Below are 24015 nucleotides of genomic sequence, written 5' to 3'. Positions count from 1 at the left end.
ATTTACAATGATTTTGAATGCATTCTCTCTCGAAGGTAAAGTCGCTGTCGTGACCGGTTGTGACACGGGTCTGGGCCAGGGCATGGCGCTCGGTCTGGCGGAAGCCGGCTGCGATATCGTCGGGATTAACATCGTTGAACCGACCGAAACCATCGAGCGAGTGACCGCACTGGGCCGTCGCTTTTTGAGCCTGACCGCTGACCTGCGTCAGATCGACGGGATCCCGGCGCTGCTGGAGCGTGCGGTTGCTGAGTTTGGTCATATCGATATTCTGGTTAACAACGCTGGTCTGATCCGTCGTGAAGATGCGATCAATTTCAGCGAAAAAGACTGGGATGACGTGATGAACCTGAACATCAAGAGCGTGTTCTTTATGTCTCAGGCGGCGGCAAAACATTTCATCGCGCAGGGTAACGGCGGCAAAATCATCAATATCGCTTCCATGCTCTCCTTCCAGGGCGGTATCCGCGTCCCGTCTTACACGGCGTCCAAAAGCGGCGTAATGGGGGTAACCCGTCTGATGGCGAACGAATGGGCGAAGCACAGTATCAACGTCAACGCGATCGCACCGGGTTACATGGCAACCAACAATACCCAGCAGCTGCGTGCCGATGAACAGCGTAGCGCTGAAATCCTCGACCGCATCCCGGCTGGCCGTTGGGGTCTGCCGAGCGATCTGATGGGACCGGTGGTGTTCCTGGCATCCAGCGCATCTGATTACATCAACGGCTACACCGTGGCTGTTGACGGTGGCTGGCTGGCACGTTAATTCGCCCCCGTTTATCGAAAAAACCCTGCCATCGCGCAGGGTTTTTTATTGATGAAATCAGGTGTTGAGAAAATCCTCGCGAACCGGTGTAAAAGTATCCAGCAGGGTTCCCGGTTTCAGGCAGACACAGCCGTGCACAATATCCGGTTGCTTATATAACGTATCCCCTGCGCGTACCACCTGCTTCTCGTCACCGATGGTAAATTCAAATTCACCGGATAAGACATAGGTCAGTTGTTCATGAGGATGATGATGCAGCGGGCCGATCGCCCCTTGTTCGAAATTCACCTCAACGGCCATCATGTTGCCATTATGCGCGAGGATGCGGCGGGTGACGCCATTGCCCAGATCTTCAAGCGTCGTCTCGTTATGGAAAACAAACATGCGGGATCCTGTTAGTGTTTGAAACAATGTTTCATTCAAGCTAACTCAGGCACGCGATAAAGAAAACGGCAGATCGAATGAACTGGAAACTTGATCACAAGTTTGCTTCACTGCTGTAAATCACTGATGAAGGAGCAGGTAATGAAGACGATCGGCTTGTTAGGCGGCATGAGTTGGGAATCGACGATCCCGTACTACCGGTTAATTAATGAAGGGATCAAACAGCAACTGGGTGGGCTTCATTCTGCGAGCCTGCTGCTGCACAGCGTTGACTTCCATGAGATCGAAGCGTGTCAGAGTCGCGGTGAGTGGGACAAAGCCGGAGAGATACTTGCGCAAGCCGCGATCGGGCTGCAGCAGGCGGGGGCGGAAGGGATCGTCTTATGTACCAACACGATGCACAAAGTGGCGGAAGCCATTGAATCGCGCTGCTCGCTGCCTTTTCTACATATTGCCGATGCAACCGGTCGCGTCATCTCCTCGCAGGGAATGCGCCGGGTTGCACTGCTGGGTACGCGTTACACCATGGAGCAGGATTTTTATCGCGGTCGTCTGGAACAGCAGTTTGCTATTGAGAGCCTGGTGCCAGATGCGCAGGCTCGGGCGAAGATCAACCAGATTATCTTTGATGAGCTTTGCCTGGGACACTTTACCGAGACCTCGCGCCAGTACTATGTCGAGGTGATTGAAGACCTCGCGGCGCAGGGTGCAGAGGGCGTCATTTTTGGCTGCACCGAGATTGGCCTGTTGGTACCGGTAGAGCGCAGTCCAATTCCCGTGTTCGACACCGCCGCGATCCATGCCGCAGACGCCGTGACGTTTATGCTGTCGTAACCGGTCCGAGGATCTGCTCCAGCGCCGTCACCAGAAGGTGATGGCGGGTTTGCAGATGATCGCTGAAGGCCTCGACCAGTGCGGAAGCGGGGCGGTGGACCGGACGAACCAGGCTGACGGTAAACGGCACGGAAATACTGAAACGGCGCACGACCACGCCGCTCGCCGCATAATCCAGCGCGGTGAACGGGTTTACGACTGAAAGACCAACGCCGGCGCGCACCATTGCGCACACTGACGCCGCGCTGTGGGTCTCCACGACCATTCGCCGTTTAACGTCGTGCTCATTAAACAACGCGTCCAGCAGCTTCCGGTAACTGTCCGTGCGCGACAGGCTGATGTAGTTCTCCCCCTGAAAATCCTGCGGCGTTAATACCGGTTTTTCCGCCAACGGATGTCCCGGCGGCAGCACGCAGACTTCATCGAGCGAGAAGAGTTCCGTACGTTGCGTTCCGGCAGGCGTATGCAGCGTCTCTGTTAACCCCAGATCGTGACGCTGAGCGGAAAGCCACTCTTCCAGCAGCGGTGACTCCTGAGGCACGATGTTCAGGCTGACGTCCGGGTAGCGGACGAGAAACGGCTGAATCAACGCAGGCAGCAGCGACTGCGAAAAGACCGGCAGACAGACAATCGACAACTCTCCCTGGCGAAACTCCCGCAGGCTTTCCGCCGCGTTGACAATTCGATCCAGCCCGTACCAGGATCGCTGAACCTCTTCAAACAGACGTAACCCCTGGACCGTCGGATGCAGGCGACCGCGCGTGCGTTCAAACAGCGTTAATCCCAGCACTTTTTCAAATCGTGCCAGTTCGCGACTGACGGTGGGCTGTGACGTATGCAGCAGTCGCGCGGCTTCAGTCAGGTTTCCGGCGGTCATGACCGCATGAAAAATTTCAATATGACGTAAGTTAACGGCAGCCATAGTCACCTCGTTTGATTCAATCCATATCATTTTTGCATAGAGTCGATATAAAACGATATTTTTTATTCTCTTCGCACTGTGGCGTAATGATAAAAAACGTCATGTCCGGAGTCCGTTATGCCTCATTCACTGTATTGCACCGATACCGATCTCACTGCGGAAAACCTGCTCAGGTTGCCGGCTGAATTTGGCTGTCCGGTCTGGGTTTACGACGCACAGATCGTTCGTCGCCAGATTGCGGCGTTGCAGCAGTTTGATGTGGTGCGCTTCGCGCAGAAAGCCTGCTCCAATATTCATATTCTGCGTTTAATGCGTGAGCAGGGCGTCAAAGTGGACTCTGTGTCATTAGGCGAAATCGAGCGTGCGCTGGCGGCGGGATACGATCCGCAAGCGCACCCGGATGACATCGTGTTTACCGCCGATGTGATTGATAGCGCCACGCTGGCCCGCGTCAGCGAATTGCGCATTCCGGTCAATGCCGGCTCTGTCGATATGCTCGATCAGCTTGGACAGGTTTCGCCGGGCCATCGCGTCTGGCTGCGCGTTAATCCAGGTTTTGGTCATGGTCACAGCCAGAAAACCAATACCGGTGGCGAAAACAGTAAACACGGCATCTGGCATACCGATTTGCCGCAGGCGCTGGCGGTGATGCAGCGCCATCAGTTGAAACTGGTCGGTATTCACATGCACATTGGTTCAGGCGTTGACTATGAACATCTGGAGCAGGTGTGTGGCGCGATGGTGAGTCAGGTGGTTGATTTTGGTCAGGATCTGGAGGCCATTTCCGCCGGTGGCGGCCTGTCGATTCCTTATCACGATGACGAAGAGGCGGTGGACACCCGGCATTACTTTGGCTTGTGGAACGCCGCGCGCGAGCAGATCGCCCGTCATCTGGGGCATCACGTGAAGCTGGAAATTGAGCCTGGACGTTTTCTCGTCGCTCAGTCAGGCGTACTGGTTACCCAGGTACGCAGCGTGAAGCAGATGGGCAGTCGTCATTTCGTGCTGGTGGATGCGGGTTTTAACGATCTGATGCGCCCGGCGATGTACGGCAGTTATCACCATATTACCGCGCTGGCGGCGGATGGCCGCTCGCTGGAGAAGGCACCACGGGTCGATACGGTCGTCGCAGGACCACTGTGTGAATCGGGCGACGTCTTTACCCAGCAGGAGGGAGGCAAGGTGGAGACGCGTGCGCTGCCGGTGGTGGCACCGGGAGATTATCTGGTGCTGCATGATACCGGCGCATACGGTGCGTCGATGTCGTCGAACTACAACAGCCGTCCGCTGTTGCCGGAAGTGTTATTTGACAACGGTCAGGCGCGACTGATTCGCCGTCGCCAGACCATTGAAGAACTGTTAGCGCTGGAAGTGTTTTAATTTCTTGTCGGGCAGCGGCTTATCCGGCCTGCGGAGTTACCGTCGTTTGTAGGCCTGATAAGCGAAGCGCCATCAGGCATTGCGTCGCGCAGATAACATTACGATTTATATGTTAAAATACGGCCCGGTGGTCACCGAGTCGCGCAGGACCAGCGTGCCGGTAAAGGGCGGGATCGGTTCAACCTCTTCACCATTGACCATGCGAATTGCCTGGTCAATGGCGGTGGTGATCATCGTGTCGATGGGGAGATAAACCGTCGACAGTCCTGGCTCAAGCCATTTCGCACTCGGCGCATCGTCAAACCCAAACAGCGACACATCCTGCGGAATGTTAAGCCCGGCCTGGTGCAGGGCTTTCGATGCGCCCAGCGCCATATCGTCGTTACAGGCGAACAGGGCGCTGAACGTTACCCCTTCCCGCAGCAGTTCGTTACAGGCGTCATAGCCGCGCGTCATGCTGGAATCGCCATACTTCACCTTCGCCGGATCCCAGGCGATGCCATTTTTCTCCAGCGCCTTACGGTAGCCCATCAGACGCGACTTCCCGGTCGGCGTGTGTCCCGGCACGGTAATACAGGCAATCTCGCGGTGTCCCTGAGAAATCAGGTAATCCACCGCCTGAAATGCCGCATCTTCCTGTTCAAAAAAGATGGCGCGTTCACGGGCGAGGCTGACGTCGCGGTTGATGATAATCAACGGCATCGTAATCGAATCCGCCAGCGCCAGGATCGCCTTTTCGCTCATATAACGGGTGTAGAGAATGATGGCGTCACACTGCCGGTCGGCCAGCATCTGCACCGCTTCCTGTTCGCGCTCTGGCGTATCGTGACCATCGGTGACAATCAACTGCTTGCCATGAGATTCAGTCTGCCGCGAGGCCTGCTGTAGCAGGCGGCCAAAGTAGAAGCCATCAAAGGTCGATACGACCAGTCCAATGCTGTTGCTGGTCCGGTTCGCCAGCGATCGGGCCAGAAAGTTTGGGCGATAGTCCAGCGCCTGCATCGCCTTAAACACTTTCTGACGTGTACTCTCTTTAACCTGACCGGTGCCGTTCAGCACGCGAGAAACGGTGGCTTTCGAGACACCGGCACGACGGGAAACATCCAGCATTGTTATCATGACGCGTTCCTGATTACTCGTTTGATGACGCATTGCCCGACTCCACTGGCGTCGTCACGGAATGGCGACGGACCAGCGTAGGGCTGAAGACATGGGTGACATCCGGCAACGGACGTTTTTCCGCCAGCGCGAGCGCCAGTTCTGCGGCCTGCGTCGCCATCGTCACGATGGGATAACGCACGGTGGTCAGCCGCGGGCGAACGTAACGCGAAACCAGCACATCATCAAAGCCGATAAGCGAAATTTCCGCCGGGACGTCCACGCCGTTATCATTCAGCACGCCCATTGCGCCTGCGGCCATGGAGTCGTTATAACAGGCTACTGCAGTGAAGTTTCTGCCCCGACCCAGCAGTTCGGTCATCGCCTGCTCCCCGCCGCTCTCATCCGGCTCGCCAAACGTCACAAGGCGATCGTTAACCGGGAGATGGCTCTCTTCAAGGGCATCGTAATAGCCTTTGAGGCGATCTTCCGCATCCGAAATAGAATGATTCGAGCAGAGATAGCCAATGCGGGTGTGGCCCTGTTGGATCAGATGACGGGTCGCCAGCCAGGCGCCGTAGCGGTCATCCAGCGCCACACAGCGTTGTTCGAAACCGGGCAGGATCCGGTTGATCAGCACCATGCCGGGCATTTGCTTCATTAATGACGCCAGATCGGCATCCGGGATCATCTTGGCGTGAACGACGAGCGCTGCGCAGCGGTGACGAATGAGTTGCTCGATCGCCTGGCGCTCTTTTTGTTCATTATGGTAGCCGTTGCCAATCAGTAAAAAATTCCCAGTGTTATAGGAGACCTGCTCCACGGCTTTCACCATCGCGCCGAAAAAAGGGTCGGAAACATCGCCAACCACCAGACCTATGGTCTCGGTGGACTGCTGCGCCAGGGCGCGCGCGTTGGCGTTGGGATGGTAGCTGAGCGACTCCATCGCACTGGTTACCGCCAGGCGTGACGCCTCGCTGGCTTTGGGGGAATGGTTGATGACGCGGGAAACGGTGGCGACTGATACACCAGCCAGTCGGGCTACATCCTTTATGGTCGCCATGACAGTACCTATTGTGGGTAAACGCTTACATTCTGTCAGTGTTACGGAAAACGTCTGCTGGTTCAAGCAGATTGCCTGTTACGACGCGGCAAATGTGAGCAACACCCTCGGAATTAAGACAAAAATCGAAAGATGCAAACCATTAGTTACACTTTGCGAAGGGCTGTTGCGATTGTTCGCTGGCGACGTTTCCTGGCGGCTTGATAAAGTTGAGATCCCAGAGGTATTGATAGGTGAAGTCAACTTTCGGGTTGAGCACACGAATTACACCAACCTGCGCCAGTTGCGCAGGTTTTTTTTTGCGATTTCCGCAATCTGTAACAGTAAGCGATAATTTACACAACTGGTTGCATTTCCCTTCATTCCTTTGCGTTTTCTCGCTGGCGAAGCGGTCACGTACCGACCACAATCAAGATCCCAGAGGTATTGATTGGTGAGATTATTCGGTACGCTCTTCGTACTCTGTCTCTTGCACCAACCTGCGCGGATGCGCAGGTTTTTTTTCGCCCCGACTTTACTGTCGCTCCTGTTGCCTTGTTCGTGTAATCTGCCACCATTATTTTACCGAATCGTGCGCAAAGGGAGTTGAAATGTTATTTGGCTTTTTCCGTAACCTGTGCCGTGTGCTCTACCGGGTACGCGTGACGGGGGATATGCAGGCGTTACAGGGAGAGCGCGTCGTAATCACCCCTAACCACGTTTCTTTTATCGACGGTATTCTGCTGGCGTTGTTTCTGCCGGTACGCCCGGTGTTCGCGGTCTACACCTCAATTAGCCAGCAGTGGTACATGCGCTGGTTAACCTCGCTGATTGATTTTGTGCCGCTCGACCCGACGAAGCCGATGGCGATTAAACATCTGGTTCGCCTGATCGAGCAGGGTCGTCCGGTGGTGATTTTCCCGGAAGGACGCATATCGGTGAGCGGCTCGCTAATGAAAATCTACGACGGTGCCGGATTTGTCGCCGCGAAATCCGGCGCGACGCTGGTGCCGGTACGGATTGAAGGGGCAGAGCTCACCCATTTTAGCCGCCTGAAAGGGCTGGTGAAACGTCGCTTCTTCCCGCAGATCCATCTGCATGTTTTGCCGCCAACCCGTCTGCCTATGCCAGACGCGCCGCGCGCGCGCGATCGTCGTAAAATTGCTGGCGAAATGCTGCATCAAAAAATGATGGAAGCGCGAATGGCGGTGCGCCCGCGCGAAACGCTGTATGAATCGCTCCTGGCAGCGAAGTACCGCTATGGCGCGGGTAAGCACTGTATCGAAGACATCAACTTCAAGCCGGACAGCTACCGACAGTTGCTCACTAAGACGCTGTTTGTCGGGCGTATTCTGGAAAAATACAGCGCAGAGGGCGAAAAAATTGGCCTGATGCTGCCGAATGCCGCCATCAGCGCGGCGGTGATTTTCGGCGCGGTGTCTCGCCGTCGTATCCCGGCAATGATGAACTACACGGCGGGCGTCAAAGGGCTGACCAGCGCCATCACCGCCGCGGAAATCAAAACCATTTTTACCTCCCGTCAGTTCCTGGATAAAGGCAAACTCTGGCACTTGCCGGAGCAACTGACGCAGGTTCGCTGGGTCTATCTGGAAGATCTCAAAGCTGATGTGACCACGGCAGACAAGCTGTGGATCTTTGCGCACCTGCTGATGCCGCATCGGGCGCAGGTCAAACAGCAGCCGGAAGAGGCGGCGGTGATCCTTTTTACCTCTGGCTCTGAAGGCCATCCAAAGGGCGTGGTGCATAGCCACAAGAGCCTGCTGGCTAACGTCGAGCAGATCAAAACCATTGCTGACTTCACCGCCAATGACCGCTTTATGTCGGCGCTGCCGCTGTTTCACTCCTTCGGCCTGACGGTGGGGCTGTTTACGCCGTTGCTCACCGGCGCTGAAGTGTTCCTCTATCCCAGTCCGCTGCATTATCGCATTGTGCCGGAACTGGTTTACGACCGGAACTGCACGGTGCTGTTCGGCACCTCCACGTTTCTTGGGAACTATGCGCGCTTTGCCAATCCGTATGATTTCTATCGCCTGCGCTATGTGGTGGCGGGAGCGGAGAAACTCCAGGAGAGTACAAAACAGCTCTGGCAGGACAAGTTTGGTCTGCGCATTCTCGAAGGTTACGGCGTGACGGAATGTGCGCCTGTGGTCTCGATTAACGTCCCGATGGCAGCGAAGCCTGGAACCGTAGGACGGATCCTGCCCGGCATGGACGCGCGCCTGCTGGCGATCCCCGGCATTGAAGAGGGAGGACGTTTGCAACTGAAAGGGCCAAACATCATGAACGGTTACCTGCGCGTGGAAAAACCGGGCGTGCTGGAAGTGCCAGCGGCGGAAAACGCCGCGGGAGAACTGGAGCGCGGCTGGTATGACACCGGAGACATTGTACGCTTTGATGAGCAGGGATTCGTGCAGATTCAGGGACGCGCCAAACGCTTTGCGAAAATTGCCGGCGAGATGGTCTCGCTGGAGATGGTGGAGCAGCTGGCGCTCGGCGTGTCGCCGGAGAAAATGCATGCAACGGCTATCAAGAGTGATGTCAGCAAAGGCGAAGCGCTGGTGCTCTTTACCACCGACAGCGAACTGACGCGTGACGTTTTACAGCAGTACGCCCGCGCGCACGGCATCCCTGAACTGGCGGTGCCGCGCGATATCCGTTACCTGAAACAACTCCCGTTACTCGGCAGCGGTAAGCCGGATTTCGTGACGCTGAAAAGCTGGGTTGATAATCCGGAAAAACAAAATGCCTGAGTCAGTACATACCAATACCTCTGTCTGGTCGAAAGGGATGATGTCGGTTATCGCGGCGCAGTTTCTCTCGGCGTTTGGCGATAACGCCCTGCTGTTTGCCACGCTGGCGCTGCTGAAGGAACAGTTCTATCCGGACTGGAGTCAGCCGATTCTGCAAATGGTGTTTGTGGGCGCTTACATCCTGTTTGCGCCATTTGTGGGGCAGGTCGCTGACAGCTTTGCCAAAGGTCGGGTGATGATGTTCGCCAATGGCCTTAAACTGCTGGGGGCGGCAAGCATCTGCTTTGGCTTCAATCCGTTTCTCGGCTATACGCTGGTGGGTGTTGGCGCGGCGGCTTACTCACCGGCCAAATACGGCATTCTGGGTGAACTGACCACCGGCGATAAGCTGGTGAAAGCCAACGGTCTGATGGAAGCATCCACCATTGCGGCGATCCTGCTTGGCTCGGTGGCCGGTGGGGTGCTGGCCGACTGGCATGTCATTGCCGCACTGGTTGCCTGTGCGCTGGCCTACGCCGGTGCCGTGGTGGCAAACCTCTCTATTCCCAAACTGGCCGCCGCGCGTCCTGGGCAGTCCTGGCATCTGGCAAAAATGACCCGCAGTTTCTTCTGCGCCTGTGTTTCACTGTGGCGCAACGGCGAAACACGTTTCTCGCTGGTGGGCACCAGTCTGTTCTGGGGCGCGGGAGTGACGCTGCGTTTCCTGCTGGTGCTGTGGGTGCCGGTGGCGTTAGGCATTACCGATAACGCCACGCCAACCTATCTTAACGCGATGGTCGCGGTCGGTATTGTGGTCGGGGCGGGTGCCGCTGCCAGACTGGTGACGCTGGATACGGTGGTGCGTTGCATGCCTGCGGGGATCCTGATTGGCGTCGTCGTGCTGATTTTTTCTCTGCAACACGCGCTGCTGCCTGCCTATGCGCTGCTGATGCTGATTGGTGTGCTGGGCGGCTTCTTTGTGGTTCCACTGAATGCGCTGTTGCAGGAGCGCGGTAAGAAGAGTGTCGGCGCGGGTAATGCGATTGCGGTACAGAACCTCGGTGAGAACAGTGCGATGCTGTTGATGCTGGGGCTCTACTCGCTGGCGGTATGGGTAGGGATCCCGGTCATTGCCGTGGGTATCGGTTTTGGCGGTCTGTTCGCGCTGGCCATTGCGGCGCTGTGGATCTGGCAGCGCCGTCAGGCGTAATCAACGCGCCGGAATTCCTCCGGCGCGCTTCTGTTACGGTGCAGGATAGGTGTAAACCTGATGCACCGCTTCAATCTCTGCCAACACCTCTTCGCTTAACTCCAGATGTAAGCTCTCAACGTTGGTTTTCAGTTGTTCCATGGTGGTGGCGCCAAGCAGCGTACTGGCAACAAACGGCTGACGACGAACGAATGCCAGCGCCATCTGCGCCGGACTGAGGTTATGGCGTCTGGCTATCTCCACATACGCGGCCACGGCTTTTTGCGTCTGCTCGCCGCTGTAGCGGGTAAAACGACTAAACAGCGTATTGCGCGCTCCGGCCGGTTTCGCGCCGTTCAGGTATTTACCGGTCAGCGTGCCAAATCCCAGACAGGAATAGGCCAGCAGTTCGACGCCTTCGTACTGGCTCACTTCCGCCAGTCCCACTTCAAAACTGCGGTTGACCAGACTGTAAGGGTTCTGGATGGTGACAATGCGCGGCAGGTCATGTTTATCCGCCAGGTGCAGATAGCGCATCACGCCAAAGGCCGTTTCATTTGAGACGCCGATGTAGCGAATCTTACCCGCGCGCTGAAACTCGGTCAGCGCATCCAGCGTATCCAGTAGCGACACCACCGGCGCGGCATCGGTCCAACTGTAACCGAGCTTGCCAAAACAGTTGGTCGGGCGCTGCGGCCAGTGAACCTGGTAGAGATCCAGATAATCGGTTTGCAGACGCTTCAGGCTGTCGTGCAGCGCTTCGCGGATGTTCTTACGATCCAGTGCCTGGTTCGGACGAATGCTGTTGTCGTTATTACGCGACGGGCCGCTGACCTTGGAGGCGACAATCAGTTTTTCACGGTTGCCATGTTTGGCCAGCCAGTTTCCGACGTAAGTTTCGGTGAGCCCCTGGGTTTCCGGGCGCGGCGGGACCGGGTACATTTCGGCCACGTCGATCAGGTTAATGCCGTTGGCGACGGCATAGTTGAGCTGTGCATGTGCGTCGGCTTCGCTATTTTGTTCACCAAACGTCATTGTGCCCAGCCCCAGTGTACTAACTTCAAGCGAGCTGTGGGGTATACGGTGATATTGCATAGCCGTTTCCTTTTTATAATCACGACATAAGGATTATAAAAATGGCTGAGGGAAGGGAAAAAGGGAAGAAAAATTGTTAAGGCCAGCAGCGTGGCTGACCTCAACCCTCAACGTTCAATGATCTGAGAAACCTCGTCACGGTTAATTTGCATGGCGTTGCCCTGCTGGTCGTGGTAGCTCACCAGACCGGTATCATCGTCAATTTCGGGTTTCCCGTCGGTCAGGATCATCCGACCATCTTTGGTCGCCATCACATAGTCGCTACTACAGCCGGAAACAGCAAAAGCCAGTCCAACTGCGGAAATTATCACTGCCCATTTTTTCATCCATTTATCCTCACGTGGCCTGCGTCTGATAATAGTCTAGTAATAACCTGACGTTATGGGCAGGAAAAGCAGGAAAATCTTAAACTGAGAGGGGAAAAGGAAAGAATTTCGCTCCCCACCGGGAGCGAAAAAGGCAATTACAGCGGGTTTTTTTTGTTTCGCAACAGGTTCAGGCTCTCGACCGCAATCGAGAAGAACATGGCGAAATAGATGTAACCCTTCGGTACGTGAACATCGAAGCTTTCCAGAATCAGGGTGAAGCCCACCAGAATCAGGAACGACAGCGCCAGCATCTTCACGGACGGGTGTCGGTCGACAAACTCGCCAATAGGACGTGCCGCAAACATCATTACGCCAACGGCAATCACCACCGCCGCCATCATAATGAACAGATGATCGGACAAGCCGACCGCCGTGATCACCGAGTCCAGGCTGAAGATGATGTCGAGCAGCATGATTTGCACGATTGCTCCCAGGAAGGAGGTGACGCGCATGTTCATCCCTTCTTCTTCACCTTCAATGGATTCGTGGATCTCCTTACTCGCTTTCCAGATCAGGAACAATCCGCCGAGCAGAAGGATCAGGTCGCGGGCGGAAATGGCCTCACCAAACACGTCAAACAGCGGATTGGTCAGCCGGGTCACCCAGGCGATGGAGGCCAGCAGCGCCAGACGCATGATCATCGCCGCCGCAAGACCCAGACGTCGGGCATGTGCGCGTTGCGCAGTCGGGAGTTTTGCAACCACCAGAGAGAGGAAAATAATATTATCGATCCCAAGCACGATCTCCAGCAGCGTCAGCGTACCGAGCGCAAGCCAGGCGTTAGGATCGGTTATCCATGCAAATAACATTGAACAAAGTCCTGCCAAAAAAAAGAAGCGCTAATTATATGCTTCCGGGGCACCAGGCGAAAGTCTAACGCTGCTGTAACAAAAAGTGGCGTTCCAGCAGGGCGCGTGTGAAGTTCTTTTTCAGATAAAAACCACGCGGCAACGTCAGTATTGGCTCGCCCTGGGCGCCGATGGCCTCGGTGAGCGCTTTGGCGTTTGCCGCCTTCGGTCTCAGTTGTAAAAATTCGCCATGCCGGGCGGTAATGCGTTCAACCTGACCGAGCACAATCATGTCCATTAACTCTTCCCAGTCCAGACGCAACTGACGGTCTTCTTCTTCATCGGGACTCCACAGCACCGGCGAACCCACCCGCCGTTGTGCGAGGGGAATGCTGCGCTCGCCTTCCACCGGGATCCACAGCACTCGCTTCAGTTTGTGCCGCACGTGGCTGGTTTCCCACGTCACGCCACTGTTTCCCGTCAGCGGCGCGACGCAGACAAAGGTGGTTTCGAGCGGGCGCCCAAGGCTGTCCACAGGAATGGTTTTCAACTCGACGCCGAGTGCGGCGAAATCCTGCTCAGGCTTACTTCCGGCGCTGGCGCCCAGCCAGAGTTCCAGCAACACGCCGATCCAGCCTTTGTCCCGCTTGAGATCTTTCGGCGCAACAATGCCCGCCAGCGCAGCCAGTTCGCCTAACGAATAGCCCGAAAGCTGCTGCGCCTGCTGGAGCAGAAGGGCTTCAGATTCCGGCGGAAAGCGTAAAGGATGGAGTCCGGACATGGCGTCATACCTTAGGTGAAAAAATAAACAATGATTTTATACCGTGGAAAAGAAGTTTATCGTTTTCCACATGCGATATCCAATGCCATGATTTATATTGATTTTTAGTTTACGGCATCACGTATTGCGCAACACCAGAATGGGTTTTCCATTTCTGGTCACTGAAAATAAACAGGATCTTACACCATGTTATCCACAGAAAGATGGGATAACTGTGAAAAACCCCGACTACTGTTTCCATTTACAGCCTTGACGTGCGACGAAAATCGAATTTTCACACAATTTGTGTTTAACTTATTGGCACAATCTGTGGATAAAGTCGGCGCTGTTCGATCTTTCATCAGCCTGAGGATCGTCAGTGTGATACTTGTCACTTTTTTGCCTGATAACAGGTGGAATGACCAAGTAACCTCATGAATATAAGAAAAGATTTTTTTTACCCTGTTGGCAGTTTATTCAAACTGTACCGGTTTTTCCCGGAGTAATTCCGTACTTCTTCACAACTCTATCCACAGAAAAGGTGAATAAAATCGTCCATATGGGTGAGTGTCTGTTTATAACTTTGTCTTTAACTGTGAGTTATTCAATTGTTATTAGATGCACACCGTCTTAACTCAGTGGTTTACCGTCTGTCAGGAGTGTGAAACAATCATTCTCATATAAGGTTTATATTGAGGTAGTCCGGTGATTGATGACGATGGCTACCGCCCAAATGTAGGTATCGTAATTTGTAATCGTCAGGGGCAGGTGATGTGGGCCCGGCGGTTTGGTCAGCACTCCTGGCAGTTCCCACAGGGTGGGATAAACCCAGGAGAATCAGCAGAACAGGCGATGTACCGGGAACTGTTTGAAGAAGTAGGGTTAAGCCGTAAAGATGTGCGAATCCTTGCCTCTACTCGCAACTGGTTGCGTTACAAGTTACCAAAACGTTTGGTGCGTTGGGATACAAAGCCGGTATGTATCGGCCAGAAACAAAAGTGGTTTCTTTTGCAGTTGATGAGCGGGGACGCGGAAATCAATATGCAAACCAGCAGCACTCCTGAGTTCGACGGCTGGCGTTGGGTAAGTTACTGGTACCCGGTCCGGCAAGTGGTTTCATTTAAACGCGATGTCTACCGCAGGGTGATGAAAGAGTTCGCAAGTGTTGTGATGGCGCTTCAGGAAACGACGCCGAAGCCGCAAAGTACACCTGCTTATCGACGTAAAAGAGGTTAAGCCACGCAAATTATGCTCACCCGCCTGCGCGAAATAGTCGAAAAGGTGGCCAGTGCTCCGCGTCTTAATGAAGCGCTGAATATTCTGGTTACTGACATCTGTCTTGCGATGGATACAGAGGTCTGCTCGGTTTATCTGGCCGATCATGACCGGCGTTGTTATTACCTCATGGCGACGCGGGGGCTTAAAAAACCGCGCGGTCGCACTGTCGCACTCGCGTTTGATGAAGGTATCGTCGGCCTGGTTGGCAGGCTGGCGGAACCTATCAACCTTGCCGATGCGCAAAAACATCCCAGTTTTAAATATATCCCCTCGGTAAAAGAAGAGCGCTTCCGTGCCTTCCTCGGGGTGCCGATCATTCAGCGTCGTCAACTGCTGGGCGTCCTCGTTGTACAGCAGCGTGAACTGCGCCAGTATGACGAAAGCGAAGAATCTTTCCTCGTGACGCTCGCCACGCAGATGGCGGCGATCCTGTCACAATCTCAGCTTACCGCCCTGTTTGGCCAGTATCGCCAGACGCGTATTCGTGCGTTACCGGCGGCACCGGGCGTGGCGATCGCAGAAGGCTGGCAGGACGCGACGCTACCGCTGATGGAGCAGGTGTATCAAGCCTCGACGCTGGATCCTGCTCTGGAGCGTGAGCGCCTGACCGGTGCGCTGGAAGAGGCGGCAAATGAGTTTCGCCGTTACAGCAAGCGGTTTGCCGCAGGCGCGCAGAAAGAGACCGCTGCGATATTCGATCTCTATTCGCACCTGCTCTCCGATGCCCGCCTGCGACGCGAACTGTTTACCGAAGTCGATAATGGTTCGGTGGCAGAGTGGGCGGTCAAAACGATCATCGAAAAGTTTGCCGAACAGTTTGCCGCGCTGAGCGATAACTACCTCAAAGAGCGTGCGGGCGATCTGCGTGCGCTGGGTCAGCGACTGCTGTTTCATCTTGATGATTCCGTACAAGGGCCAAATGCCTGGCCAGAACGCTTCGTGCTGGTGGCTGACGAACTCTCCGCCACGACGCTGGCGGAACTGCCGCAGGACCGACTGGCGGGTGTTGTGGTTCGCGACGGGGCGGCCAACTCCCATGCTGCCATTATGGTGCGTGCGTTGGGCATTCCTACCGTGATGGGGGCTGATATCCAGCCGTCTGTACTGCACCGGCGTACGCTGGTGGTGGATGGCTATCGCGGTGAGCTGCTGGTCGATCCTGAACCGGTATTGATCCAGGAATATCAGCGGCTTATCAGTGAAGAAAACGAGCTTAGCCGTCTGGCGGAAGATGACGTCAATTTACCTGCACAGCTGAAAAGCGGCGAGCGGGTCAAGGTCATGCTGAACGCGGGTCTCAGCCCGGAGCATGAAGAAAAGCTGGGCAGTCGTATCGACGGTATTGGCCTGTATCGCACCGAAATTCCCTTTATGCTGCAAAGCGGTTTTCCTTCTGAGGAGGAGCAAGTGGCGCAGTATCAGGGTATGTTGCAGATGTTTAACGACAAGCCAGTGACGCTACGAACGCTGGACGTTGGCGCGGACAAACAGTTGCCGTACATGCCGATCAGCGAGGAGAATCCCTGCCTGGGTTGGCGAGGGATCCGCATTACGCTCGATCAGCCAGAGATCTTCCTTGTCCAGGTCCGCGCCATGCTGCGCGCCAATGCGGCGACAGGCAACCTGAGTATTCTGCTGCCGATGGTAACCAGTATTGACGAGGTGGATGAAGCGCGCCGCCTGATTGAACGTGCCGGGCGTGAAGTGGAAGAGATGATCGGTTACGCGATCCCGAAACCGCGTATCGGCATCATGCTCGAAGTGCCGTCGATGGTCTTTATGCTGCCGAATCTGGCAAGTCGTATCGATTTTATCTCCGTCGGCACGAACGATCTGACTCAGTACGTGCTGGCGGTGGATCGCAACAATACGCGCGTCGCCAGCATCTACGACAGTCTGCATCCGGGGATGTTACGTGCGCTGTCGATGATTGCGCAGGAAGCCGAGCGCAGCGATATCGACCTGCGCGTGTGTGGCGAAATGGCGGGCGATCCGATGTGCGTGACCATCCTGATTGGGCTGGGTTTCCGCCATCTCTCAATGAACGGTCGCTCCGTGGCGCGCGTGAAATACCTGCTGCGCCGTATTGATTACGAAGAGGCAAAAACGCTTGCCCAGCGTAGCCTTGAGGCGCAACTGGCAACGGAAGTGCGCCATCAGGTGGCGGCGTTTATGGAGCGTCGCGGCATGGGCGGTCTGATTCGTGGAGGGATGTAAAAGCGCTATACAGATCTTTTACATCTTCTGCGCAGCCTCGTTAACCCCCTTATGCTATCATTCGCTCCTTTGGAGCGCCTGTAAGCAGTGGGTGCGCATATCGCTCGCTGAGTCTTTTCAGCGGAATAACAAGAACTTGTGGTGACAGATGACCAGTAGCTATCTGCATTTTCCGGAATTTGATCCGGTCATTTTCTCAATTGGGCCCGTTGCACTTCGCTGGTACGGCTTAATGTATCTGGTGGGCTTCATTTTCGCGATGTGGCTGGCGACGCGCCGTGCCAATCGTCCTGGCAGTGGCTGGACGAAGACTGAAGTTGAAAACCTACTCTATGCAGGTTTTCTCGGGGTCTTCCTCGGTGGGCGTATTGGCTACGTGCTGTTTTATAACTTCCCGCTGTTCCTGGATAATCCGCTCTACCTGTTCCGCGTCTGGGACGGGGGCATGTCCTTCCACGGTGGCCTGATTGGCGTGATTCTGGTGATGATTATTTTCGCCAAACGCACGAAGCGCAGTTTCTTCCAGGTCTCTGATTTCATTGCTCCGCTGATCCCCTTTGGCCTGGGGGCCGGGCGTCTGGGCAACTTTATCAACGGCGAACTGTGGGGCCGTGTCGACCCGAATTTCTCTTACTCCATGCTGTTCCCTGGGTCACGCACCGAAGATATTCTGCTGCTGCAAACCAACCCGCAATGGCAATCCATTTTCGATACCTACGGCTCCTTGCCGCGCCACGCGTCTCAACTCTATGAGATGGCGCTGGAGGGGGTCGTGCTGTTTATCATTCTTAACCTGTTTATTCGTAAACCGCGCCCGATGGGCTCCGTCTCCGGACTGTTTTTGATTGGCTACGGCGCGTTTCGTATCATCGTTGAATTCTTCCGTCAGCCGGATCAGCAGTTCACCGGTGAATGGGTACAGTACATCAGCATGGGGCAGATCCTCTCGATTCCGATGATTGTCGCTGGTGTTGTCATGATGATGTGGGCCTATCGCCGTCGCCCACAGCAACACGTTTCCTGAGGAACCATGAAACAGTATTTAGAACTGATGCAAAAAGTGCTGGATGAAGGCACACAGAAAAACGACCGCACCGGAACCGGAACGCTTTCCATTTTTGGTCATCAGATGCGTTTTAACCTGCAGGAAGGATTCCCGCTGGTGACGACAAAACGTTGCCACCTGCGCTCCATCATCCACGAACTGCTGTGGTTCCTGCAAGGTGACACCAACGTGGCCTATCTGCACGAAAATAACGTCACTATCTGGGACGAATGGGCGGATGAAAACGGCAATCTGGGCCCGGTGTACGGTAAACAGTGGCGTGCCTGGCCGACGCCGGACGGTCGCCACATTGATCAGATAACGACCGTGCTGAACCAGTTGAAAAATGATCCCGATTCGCGCCGTATTATCGTTTCGGCGTGGAACGTCGGCGAACTGGACAAAATGGCGCTGGCACCGTGCCACGCGTTCTTCCAGTTCTATGTCGCGGACGGCAAACTCTCCTGCCAGCTGTATCAGCGCTCCTGCGACGTGTTCCTCGGTTTGCCGTTTAACATCGCCAGCTACGCGCTGCTGGTACACATGATGGCGCAGCAGTGCGATCTGGCGGTTGGCGATTTCGTTTGGACCGGCGGTGACACTCATCTGTACAGCAACCACATGGAGCAGACGCACCTGCAACTGACTCGCGAACCGCGCGCGCTGCCGAAGTTAGTGATCAAACGTAAACCCGATTCCCTCTTCGACTACCGCTTCGACGATTTTGAAATCGAAGGTTACGACCCGCATCCGGGAATTAAAGCGCCGGTTGCTATTTAAACTGGCCTTATCCTGACATAGCCGACGCCTTTGCGCGTCGGTTTTTTTTACCCCAGTTTTGTTTTTTCGGCGTGGATTCCTGAAAGGTTGCAACCTGCTGCAACAGCGTAAATTTCCCTCGTAACGCGCCGAAAAACCTGAATTCTCGCCTCGTTTTAACTTCCCGACGCGTCATACTGCCGCCATGAATACACAGCAGGGCTATACGCTCATCGAAACGCTGGTCGCGATGCTTATTATTGTCAGCCTGAGCGCAACGGGTCTCTACGGCTGGCAGCAGTGGCAGCAACAGCAACATCTCTGGCAGACCGCCTGTCAGCTGCGCGATTTCTTGCTGCAGCTACGGGAGGACGCCAACTGGCATAACCGCGACCACATCATTACCGCCATCAGGGAGGACGCGTCATGGTGTCTTGTCAGTTCGACAGCCTCACGAAATACCTGTACGCCGCGCTCTGCGCTCGTTTTTGTGCCGCTCTGGCGCGATGTCGATCTCGTCGGGATCACCGCCTCGCTGGCGTTTTATGGTCAACGCAATACCGCGTGGCCGGGGAATATTCGCCTGAAAAATACGGCAGGGGAGTGGCGAGTGGTGGTTTCGCCCTGGGGACGCATTCGCCTGTGCGAACGCGACGATACCCAGGGCTGTCGGTGAGTGAGCGTGGTTTTTCTCTGCTTGAGGTACTGATTGCGATGGCAATCAGTAGCGTACTGTTGTTGGGGGCTGCCCGGTTTTTACCGGCGTTACAGCGCGATATTTTGCAGCAGACCCGCAAACTCGCGCTGGAGGATGACGTGTGGCAGCGGGTGTATACCGTCGCGAAGCACCTTCAACGCGCGGGATATTGTCACGGTAGTTGTCGTGGCGAAGGGGTAAACATTGCCGAGGCGGGCCAGTGCGTTATCGTACAGTGGGACGCAAACGCGAATGGTATCTGGGAAAACGAGCCGGTAAAGGAGGCTGAACAAACCGGATTTCGCCTGAATGACAACGTGCTGGAGACGCAGCGCGGCGCGAAAACGTGCGGCGGAAAAGGATGGGATAAAATGACCGATCCTGATGTTGTGCAGATTACGGCATTTGAGGTCACGCGCCAGGATATCGCGGGCTTTGCACCCGAACTGACCTTACATCTGCGCGGCAGTAGTCGGGCAGATCCGCAAACCGTGGTTGACGCGCGCTACAGCGTCAGCGGCTTTAATTTATGAATCGCGAGCGGGGCGTTTCCTCTCTGGCGCTGGTTCTGATGCTGTTGGTCCTCGGCAGCCTCCTGTTGCAGGGCGTTAATCAGCAGCAGAGCAGTTTTGCTTCGCGGGTGGCGATAGAAAGTCAGGCTTTGCAGCGCCAGGCTGTCGTGCAGTCAGCCATGGAGTGGGGCAGGATGCAGCAATGGTCAGTAAACTCCGATAAACCGTGTCGGTACTATGGAGAGGACAATGTTGCTGTTTGCCTGCGCAGACTCGCTGACAGTCGCGCGTTGCTTATTGCCAACTATCAGGGAACGTCCGTATGGCGAGAAGGCGAACAAAAGGAGGAAATCGTTATTTTTTCTCCTCATGGCTGGAGCGATTTCTGTCCGCTACGGGAGGCCGCATTATGCCAGATCCCCTGAGCCGACAGCGTGGGTTTAGCTTGCCGGAAGTGATACTGGCAATGGTCCTCATGGTGATGGTGGTGACGGCGCTTTCCGGGTATCAGCGCGCGTTGATGAACAGTTTTTTCATCAGAGGTCAGTATCTTCAGCTCTGGCGGCAGGGCTGGCAGCAGACGCAACTGCATTCGTTTTCGCCACCTGTTAACTGGCAGGTTAACCGGATGCAGACAACGCAGGCGGGATGTGTCAGCATCAGCGTTACGCTATCTTCACCTCAGGGCAGGCAGGGGAAAATGACGCGCCTGCACTGCCCAACCGTTAGTTGCCAGGAGTCTCTATGTTAAGGGTCTACCACTCAAACCGTCTGGATGTGCTGGAAGCATTGATGGAGTTCATCGTCGAGCGCGAACGGCTGGACGATCCCTTTGAGCCAGAAATGATCCTGGTGCAGAGTACCGGGATGGCGCAGTGGTTACAGATGACCCTTTCGCAGAAATTTGGTATTGCCGCCAACATAGAATTCCCGCTCCCGGCAAGCTTTATCTGGGATATGTTCGTCCGCGTACTGCCGGAGATCCCCAAAGAGAGCGCCTTCAACAAACAAAGCATGAGCTGGAAGTTGATGACGCTGCTCCCGCAACTGCTGGATCATGACGACTTTGCGCTTTTACGCCACTATCTGACGGACGATACCGACAAGCGTAAGCTGTTTCAGCTGTCGTCGCGCGCGGCGGATCTTTTCGATCAGTACCTGGTGTATCGACCGGAATGGCTAACGCAGTGGGAAGCGGGGCGAACGGTCGAGGGGTTAGGCGAGGCGCAATGCTGGCAGGCGCCGCTGTGGAAAGCGTTGGTGGAGTACACCGATACGCTGGGTCAGCCGCGCTGGCATCGTGCCAATCTCTATCAACGGTTTATCCAGACTCTCGAAAACGCCGATACCTGCCCGCAAGGCCTCCCTTCCCGTGTGTTTATCTGCGGGATCTCCGCGTTGCCGCCCGTGTACCTACAGGCATTGCAGGCGCTCGGCAAACATATCGACATTCATCTGCTCTTCACCAATCCCTGCCGCTACTACTGGGGCGATATAAAAGACCCGGCATATCTGGCAAAGCTGCTGGCGCGTCAGCGGCGACATAGTTTTGAAGACCGCCATTTACCTCTGTTCCGTGACAATTCGAATGCCGAACGTTTGTTTAACGGCGATGGTGAACAGGATGTCGGTAACCCGATGCTGGCCTCGTGGGGGAAACTGGGACGCGACTATATTTATCTGCTCTCAGAACTGGAAAACAGCCAGGAGCTTGATGCGTTTGTCGATGTGACCCCGGATAACCTGCTGCATAACATTCAGGCCGATATCCTTGAGCTGGAAAACCGCGCAGTGGCGGGGGTGAGCCTGGAAGAGTATTCGCGCAGCGATAATAAGCGACGCCTTGACCCGGATGACACCAGCGTCACCTTTCACGTCTGTCATAGCCCACAGCGTGAAGTTGAAATCCTCCACGATCGTCTGCTGGCGATGCTGGAAGCGGACCCAACGCTCACGCCGCGCGACATCATCGTGATGGTGGCGGATATCGACAGTTATAGCCCGTTTATTCAGGCGGTCTTTGGCAGCGCCCCTGCAGAGCGTTATCTGCCTTATGCCATTTCCGACCGCCGGGCGCGTCAGTCGCATCCGGTATTGCAGGCGTTCATCAGCCTGCTGTCACTGCCTGACAGTCGCTTTATTTCTGAGGATGTGCTGGCGCTACTGGATGTCCCGGTGCTGGCGGCGCGCTTCAATATCAACGAAGAAGGGCTGCGCTATTTGCGACTGTGGGTCAATGAGTCGGGCATTCGCTGGGGAATTGATGATGACAACGTGCGGGAGCTGGAACTTCCGGCAACGGGACAGCATACGTGGCAATTTGGCCTCACGCGTATGCTATTGGGCTATGCCATGGAAAGTGCGCAGGGCGAGTGGCAGTCCGTTCTGCCTTATGATGAGTCCAGTGGGCTGATCGCCGAGCTGGTGGGGCATCTGGCGTCATTACTGATGCAGCTTAATCTCTGGCGTCGTAGTCTGGCACAGGAGCGTCCGCTGGAAGAGTGGCTGCCGGTGTGTCGTGAGATGCTCAACGACTTCTTCCTGCCGGACACTGAAACCGAGGCGGCCATGACGCTTATCGAGCAACAGTGGCAGGCGATGATCGCCGAAGGATTGAAGGCTGAATATGACGACGCGGTCCCCCTGTCACTGCTGCGCGATGAGCTGGCGCAGCGGTTGGATCAGGAGCGGATCAGCCAGCGTTTTTTAGCCGGGCCGGTGAACATCTGTACTCTGATGCCGATGCGTTCTATTCCCTTCAAAGTCGTCTGCCTGCTGGGAATGAACGACGGTGTCTATCCGCGCCAGCTTGCGCCGCTCGGCTTTGATCTCATGAGCCAGAAACCGATGCGTGGGGATCGCAGTCGTCGTGATGATGACCGTTATCTGTTCCTTGAGGCCTTAATTTCTGCCCAGCAGTCGCTTTATATCAGCTACATCGGGCGCTCGATCCAGGATAATAGCGAACGCTTCCCTTCCGTGCTGGTTCAGGAACTGCTCGATTACATCGGACAAAGCCACTATTTGCCGGGTGACGAAGCATTGACCAGCGATGAGAGCGAGAAACGAGTCAAAGCGCATATCGCCCGACTGCATACCCGTATGCCGTTCGATGCGCAAAATTTCCTGCCCGGTGAGCAGCAGAGCTACGCCAGCGAGTGGTTGCCCGCGGCAAGCCGTTGCGGAGAGGCCCATAGCGATTTTGTGCAGCCGCTGGCCTTTGACATGCCAGAGATGCTGAGTCTGGAAACGCTGCAACGTTTCTGGGCGCATCCAGTACGGGCGTTTTTTCAGCAGCGCTTGCAGGTCAATTTCCGCTCCGAAGAGAGTGAAATCCCGGATACCGAACCATTTACCCTGGAAGGACTAACCCGCTATCAGCTTAACCAGCAGTTACTGAATGCACTGGTCGAACAGGAGGATGCCGAACGTCTGTTCCGTCGCTTCCGCGCGGCGGGGGATCTGCCGTATGGGGCTTATGGCGAGATCCTCTGGGAAGTTCAGCATCAGGAAATGCAGACGCTGGCGGACAGGATCGTGGCCTGCCGTCAGCCGAGCCAAAGTCTGGAGGTCGATCTGCACTGTAACGGCGTACAGTTGACCGGGTGGCTACCGCAGGTGCAGGAAGATGGGCTGCTGCGCTGGCGGCCTTCGTTAATCAGCATTTCACAAGGCGTGCAACTTTGGCTCGAACACCTTGTCTATTGTGCCTGCGGGGGAAAAGGTGAAAGCCGGCTGTTTTTGCGAAAAGACGGAGAGTGGCGTTTCCCACCGCTGGAAAAAGAGCAGGCATTGGGTTACCTGGCGCAACTGATTGACGGATATCGCGAAGGAATGTCCGCACCGCTGCTGGTGCTTCCGGAAAGCGGCGGCGCGTGGATAAAAACCTGTTATGACGCGACAAATGATGCCATGTTAGATGACGATGATACGCGACAAAAAGCCCGCGTGAAGTTTATGCAGGCTTACGAAGGCAACATGGTCGTGCGTGGCGAAGGCGAGGATATCTGGTATCAGCGCCTGTGGCGGCAACTGGACTCCGAGACCCTGGAGGCCATTATTTTGCAGTCACAACGTTACCTGCTTCCGCTTTTCAGATTTAATCAGTCGTGATGATTGTATAAAAAT

General features: G+C 55.4%; 22 protein-coding genes. 14 read left to right on the top strand and 8 right to left on the bottom strand.

Translation table 11 applies throughout. From position 1 onward, the window contains the following. Positions 1-7: 7 nt before the first annotated feature. On the top strand, positions 8-769 hold the full coding sequence (gene kduD / locus OGY35_RS10285) for a 2-dehydro-3-deoxy-D-gluconate 5-dehydrogenase KduD (RefSeq protein ID WP_286632213.1): 762 nt from the start codon (positions 8-10) through the stop codon (positions 767-769). Between the two features lie 57 nt (positions 770-826). Here kduD and OGY35_RS10280 read toward each other — a convergent pair whose 3' ends face one another. Continuing rightward, entirely contained in the window at positions 827-1153 is a 327-nt protein-coding gene (locus tag OGY35_RS10280; RefSeq protein WP_286632212.1) for a cupin domain-containing protein, read from the bottom strand. A 141-nt stretch (positions 1154-1294) separates the two neighbouring features. Between OGY35_RS10280 and OGY35_RS10275 the strand changes: the two genes are divergently transcribed. After that, positions 1295-1987, top strand: a complete 693-nt coding sequence (locus OGY35_RS10275) for an aspartate/glutamate racemase (RefSeq protein ID WP_152402349.1) — start codon at positions 1295-1297, stop codon at positions 1985-1987. Here OGY35_RS10275 and OGY35_RS10270 read toward each other — a convergent pair. Next, complete coding sequence (locus tag OGY35_RS10270; RefSeq protein WP_286632211.1) at positions 1974-2909, bottom strand: LysR family transcriptional regulator; 936 nt, start codon at positions 2907-2909, stop codon at positions 1974-1976. The genes OGY35_RS10275 and OGY35_RS10270 overlap by 14 nt on opposite strands. Positions 2910-3026: 117 nt before the next feature. Here OGY35_RS10270 and lysA point away from each other — a divergent pair, with 117 nt between their 5' ends. After that, on the top strand, positions 3027-4289 hold the full coding sequence (gene lysA / locus OGY35_RS10265; RefSeq protein ID WP_152402351.1) for a diaminopimelate decarboxylase: 1263 nt from the start codon (positions 3027-3029) through the stop codon (positions 4287-4289). Positions 4290-4394: 105 nt separating this feature from the next. On the opposite strand, the gene OGY35_RS10260 is transcribed toward lysA, so the two are convergent. Further along, positions 4395-5408: a LacI family DNA-binding transcriptional regulator gene (locus tag OGY35_RS10260; RefSeq protein ID WP_152406265.1), complete on the bottom strand. Its 1014-nt coding sequence runs from the start codon at positions 5406-5408 to the stop codon at positions 4395-4397. A gap of 13 nt (positions 5409-5421) precedes the next feature. Further along, positions 5422-6450 carry an HTH-type transcriptional regulator GalR gene (gene galR, locus OGY35_RS10255; protein WP_152402352.1) on the bottom strand — a complete coding sequence of 343 codons (1029 nt, stop codon included), beginning with the start codon at positions 6448-6450 and terminating at the stop codon, positions 5422-5424. 590 nt (positions 6451-7040) lie between these two features. On the opposite strand from galR, the gene aas reads away from it, so the two are divergent. Further along, positions 7041-9200, top strand: a complete 2160-nt coding sequence (aas, locus tag OGY35_RS10250) for a bifunctional acyl-ACP--phospholipid O-acyltransferase/long-chain-fatty-acid--ACP ligase (RefSeq protein WP_286632210.1) — start codon at positions 7041-7043, stop codon at positions 9198-9200. Continuing rightward, on the top strand, positions 9193-10389 hold the full coding sequence (lplT, locus tag OGY35_RS10245; protein ID WP_152402354.1) for a lysophospholipid transporter LplT: 1197 nt from the start codon (positions 9193-9195) through the stop codon (positions 10387-10389). The genes aas and lplT overlap by 8 nt, the downstream gene beginning before the upstream one ends. Before the next feature lie 33 nt (positions 10390-10422). On the opposite strand, the gene OGY35_RS10240 is transcribed toward lplT, so the two are convergent. The 4 genes from OGY35_RS10240 to mutH all read right to left on the bottom strand — a co-directional run bounded on the left by OGY35_RS10240 (position 10423) and on the right by mutH (position 13400). Further along, positions 10423-11463, bottom strand: coding sequence for an NADP(H)-dependent aldo-keto reductase (locus OGY35_RS10240; protein WP_286632209.1), 1041 nt, complete (start codon positions 11461-11463; stop codon positions 10423-10425). 107 nt (positions 11464-11570) lie between these two features. Further along, complete coding sequence (gene ygdR / locus OGY35_RS10235) at positions 11571-11789, bottom strand: lipoprotein YgdR (protein WP_046486633.1); 219 nt, start codon at positions 11787-11789, stop codon at positions 11571-11573. A 137-nt stretch (positions 11790-11926) separates the two neighbouring features. After that, positions 11927-12640, bottom strand: coding sequence for a TerC family protein (locus OGY35_RS10230; RefSeq protein ID WP_042322411.1), 714 nt, complete (start codon positions 12638-12640; stop codon positions 11927-11929). 64 nt (positions 12641-12704) lie between these two features. After that, complete coding sequence (gene mutH / locus OGY35_RS10225; protein WP_046486629.1) at positions 12705-13400, bottom strand: DNA mismatch repair endonuclease MutH; 696 nt, start codon at positions 13398-13400, stop codon at positions 12705-12707. 684 nt (positions 13401-14084) lie between these two features. Between mutH and rppH the strand changes: the two genes are divergently transcribed. The 9 genes from rppH (at position 14085) to recC (ending at position 24000) form a co-directional block, all read left to right on the top strand. Continuing rightward, positions 14085-14615 (top strand): RNA pyrophosphohydrolase, encoded by a 531-nt coding sequence (gene rppH / locus OGY35_RS10220; protein WP_152402358.1) that lies wholly within the window; start codon positions 14085-14087, stop codon positions 14613-14615. Positions 14616-14627: 12 nt separating this feature from the next. After that, a complete protein-coding gene (gene ptsP, locus OGY35_RS10215; protein WP_152402360.1) occupies positions 14628-16874 on the top strand; it encodes a phosphoenolpyruvate--protein phosphotransferase in 2247 nt (748 codons plus the stop codon). Between the two features lie 148 nt (positions 16875-17022). Next, positions 17023-17898 carry a prolipoprotein diacylglyceryl transferase gene (lgt, locus tag OGY35_RS10210; protein ID WP_046486620.1) on the top strand — a complete coding sequence of 292 codons (876 nt, stop codon included), beginning with the start codon at positions 17023-17025 and terminating at the stop codon, positions 17896-17898. A gap of 6 nt (positions 17899-17904) precedes the next feature. Beyond that, entirely contained in the window at positions 17905-18699 is a 795-nt protein-coding gene (thyA, locus tag OGY35_RS10205) for a thymidylate synthase (RefSeq protein WP_286632208.1), read from the top strand. A gap of 184 nt (positions 18700-18883) precedes the next feature. Then, entirely contained in the window at positions 18884-19354 is a 471-nt protein-coding gene (locus tag OGY35_RS10200) for a prepilin peptidase-dependent protein (RefSeq protein ID WP_286632207.1), read from the top strand. Continuing rightward, entirely contained in the window at positions 19345-19908 is a 564-nt protein-coding gene (locus OGY35_RS10195; protein ID WP_286632324.1) for a prepilin peptidase-dependent protein, read from the top strand. Before OGY35_RS10200 ends, OGY35_RS10195 begins: the two co-directional genes overlap by 10 nt. After that, positions 19905-20312 (top strand): DUF2509 family protein, encoded by a 408-nt coding sequence (locus tag OGY35_RS10190; protein WP_178828130.1) that lies wholly within the window; start codon positions 19905-19907, stop codon positions 20310-20312. The genes OGY35_RS10195 and OGY35_RS10190 overlap by 4 nt, the downstream gene beginning before the upstream one ends. Next, complete coding sequence (locus OGY35_RS10185) at positions 20297-20638, top strand: prepilin-type N-terminal cleavage/methylation domain-containing protein (protein ID WP_286632206.1); 342 nt, start codon at positions 20297-20299, stop codon at positions 20636-20638. The genes OGY35_RS10190 and OGY35_RS10185 overlap by 16 nt, the downstream gene beginning before the upstream one ends. Beyond that, entirely contained in the window at positions 20632-24000 is a 3369-nt protein-coding gene (gene recC, locus OGY35_RS10180) for an exodeoxyribonuclease V subunit gamma (protein WP_286632205.1), read from the top strand. The genes OGY35_RS10185 and recC overlap by 7 nt, the downstream gene beginning before the upstream one ends. Positions 24001-24015 lie beyond the last annotated feature (15 nt).

The sequence above is a fragment of the Citrobacter sp. Ct235 genome (assembly GCF_030332305.1).
Lineage (GTDB): Bacteria > Pseudomonadota > Gammaproteobacteria > Enterobacterales > Enterobacteriaceae > Citrobacter_A > Citrobacter_A telavivensis.
The sequence above is the reverse complement of the archived record's forward strand: the minus strand, read 5'-3'. Positions and strand labels throughout refer to the sequence as shown.

Coding starts and splice junctions, on each gene's coding strand:
- kduD (WP_286632213.1), top strand. CDS start 8: ATGATTTTGAATGCATTCTCTCTCGAAGGTAAAGTCGCTGTCGTGACC.
- OGY35_RS10280 (WP_286632212.1), bottom strand. CDS start 1,153: ATGTTTGTTTTCCATAACGAGACGACGCTTGAAGATCTGGGCAATGGC.
- OGY35_RS10275 (WP_152402349.1), top strand. CDS start 1,295: ATGAAGACGATCGGCTTGTTAGGCGGCATGAGTTGGGAATCGACGATC.
- OGY35_RS10270 (WP_286632211.1), bottom strand. CDS start 2,909: ATGGCTGCCGTTAACTTACGTCATATTGAAATTTTTCATGCGGTCATG.
- lysA (WP_152402351.1), top strand. CDS start 3,027: ATGCCTCATTCACTGTATTGCACCGATACCGATCTCACTGCGGAAAAC.
- OGY35_RS10260 (WP_152406265.1), bottom strand. CDS start 5,408: ATGATAACAATGCTGGATGTTTCCCGTCGTGCCGGTGTCTCGAAAGCC.
- galR (WP_152402352.1), bottom strand. CDS start 6,450: ATGGCGACCATAAAGGATGTAGCCCGACTGGCTGGTGTATCAGTCGCC.
- aas (WP_286632210.1), top strand. CDS start 7,041: ATGTTATTTGGCTTTTTCCGTAACCTGTGCCGTGTGCTCTACCGGGTA.
- lplT (WP_152402354.1), top strand. CDS start 9,193: ATGCCTGAGTCAGTACATACCAATACCTCTGTCTGGTCGAAAGGGATG.
- OGY35_RS10240 (WP_286632209.1), bottom strand. CDS start 11,463: ATGCAATATCACCGTATACCCCACAGCTCGCTTGAAGTTAGTACACTG.
- ygdR (WP_046486633.1), bottom strand. CDS start 11,789: ATGAAAAAATGGGCAGTGATAATTTCCGCAGTTGGACTGGCTTTTGCT.
- OGY35_RS10230 (WP_042322411.1), bottom strand. CDS start 12,640: ATGTTATTTGCATGGATAACCGATCCTAACGCCTGGCTTGCGCTCGGT.
- mutH (WP_046486629.1), bottom strand. CDS start 13,400: ATGTCCGGACTCCATCCTTTACGCTTTCCGCCGGAATCTGAAGCCCTT.
- ptsP (WP_152402360.1), top strand. CDS start 14,628: ATGCTCACCCGCCTGCGCGAAATAGTCGAAAAGGTGGCCAGTGCTCCG.
- lgt (WP_046486620.1), top strand. CDS start 17,023: ATGACCAGTAGCTATCTGCATTTTCCGGAATTTGATCCGGTCATTTTC.
- thyA (WP_286632208.1), top strand. CDS start 17,905: ATGAAACAGTATTTAGAACTGATGCAAAAAGTGCTGGATGAAGGCACA.
- OGY35_RS10200 (WP_286632207.1), top strand. CDS start 18,884: ATGAATACACAGCAGGGCTATACGCTCATCGAAACGCTGGTCGCGATG.
- OGY35_RS10190 (WP_178828130.1), top strand. CDS start 19,905: ATGAATCGCGAGCGGGGCGTTTCCTCTCTGGCGCTGGTTCTGATGCTG.
- OGY35_RS10185 (WP_286632206.1), top strand. CDS start 20,297: ATGCCAGATCCCCTGAGCCGACAGCGTGGGTTTAGCTTGCCGGAAGTG.
- recC (WP_286632205.1), top strand. CDS start 20,632: ATGTTAAGGGTCTACCACTCAAACCGTCTGGATGTGCTGGAAGCATTG.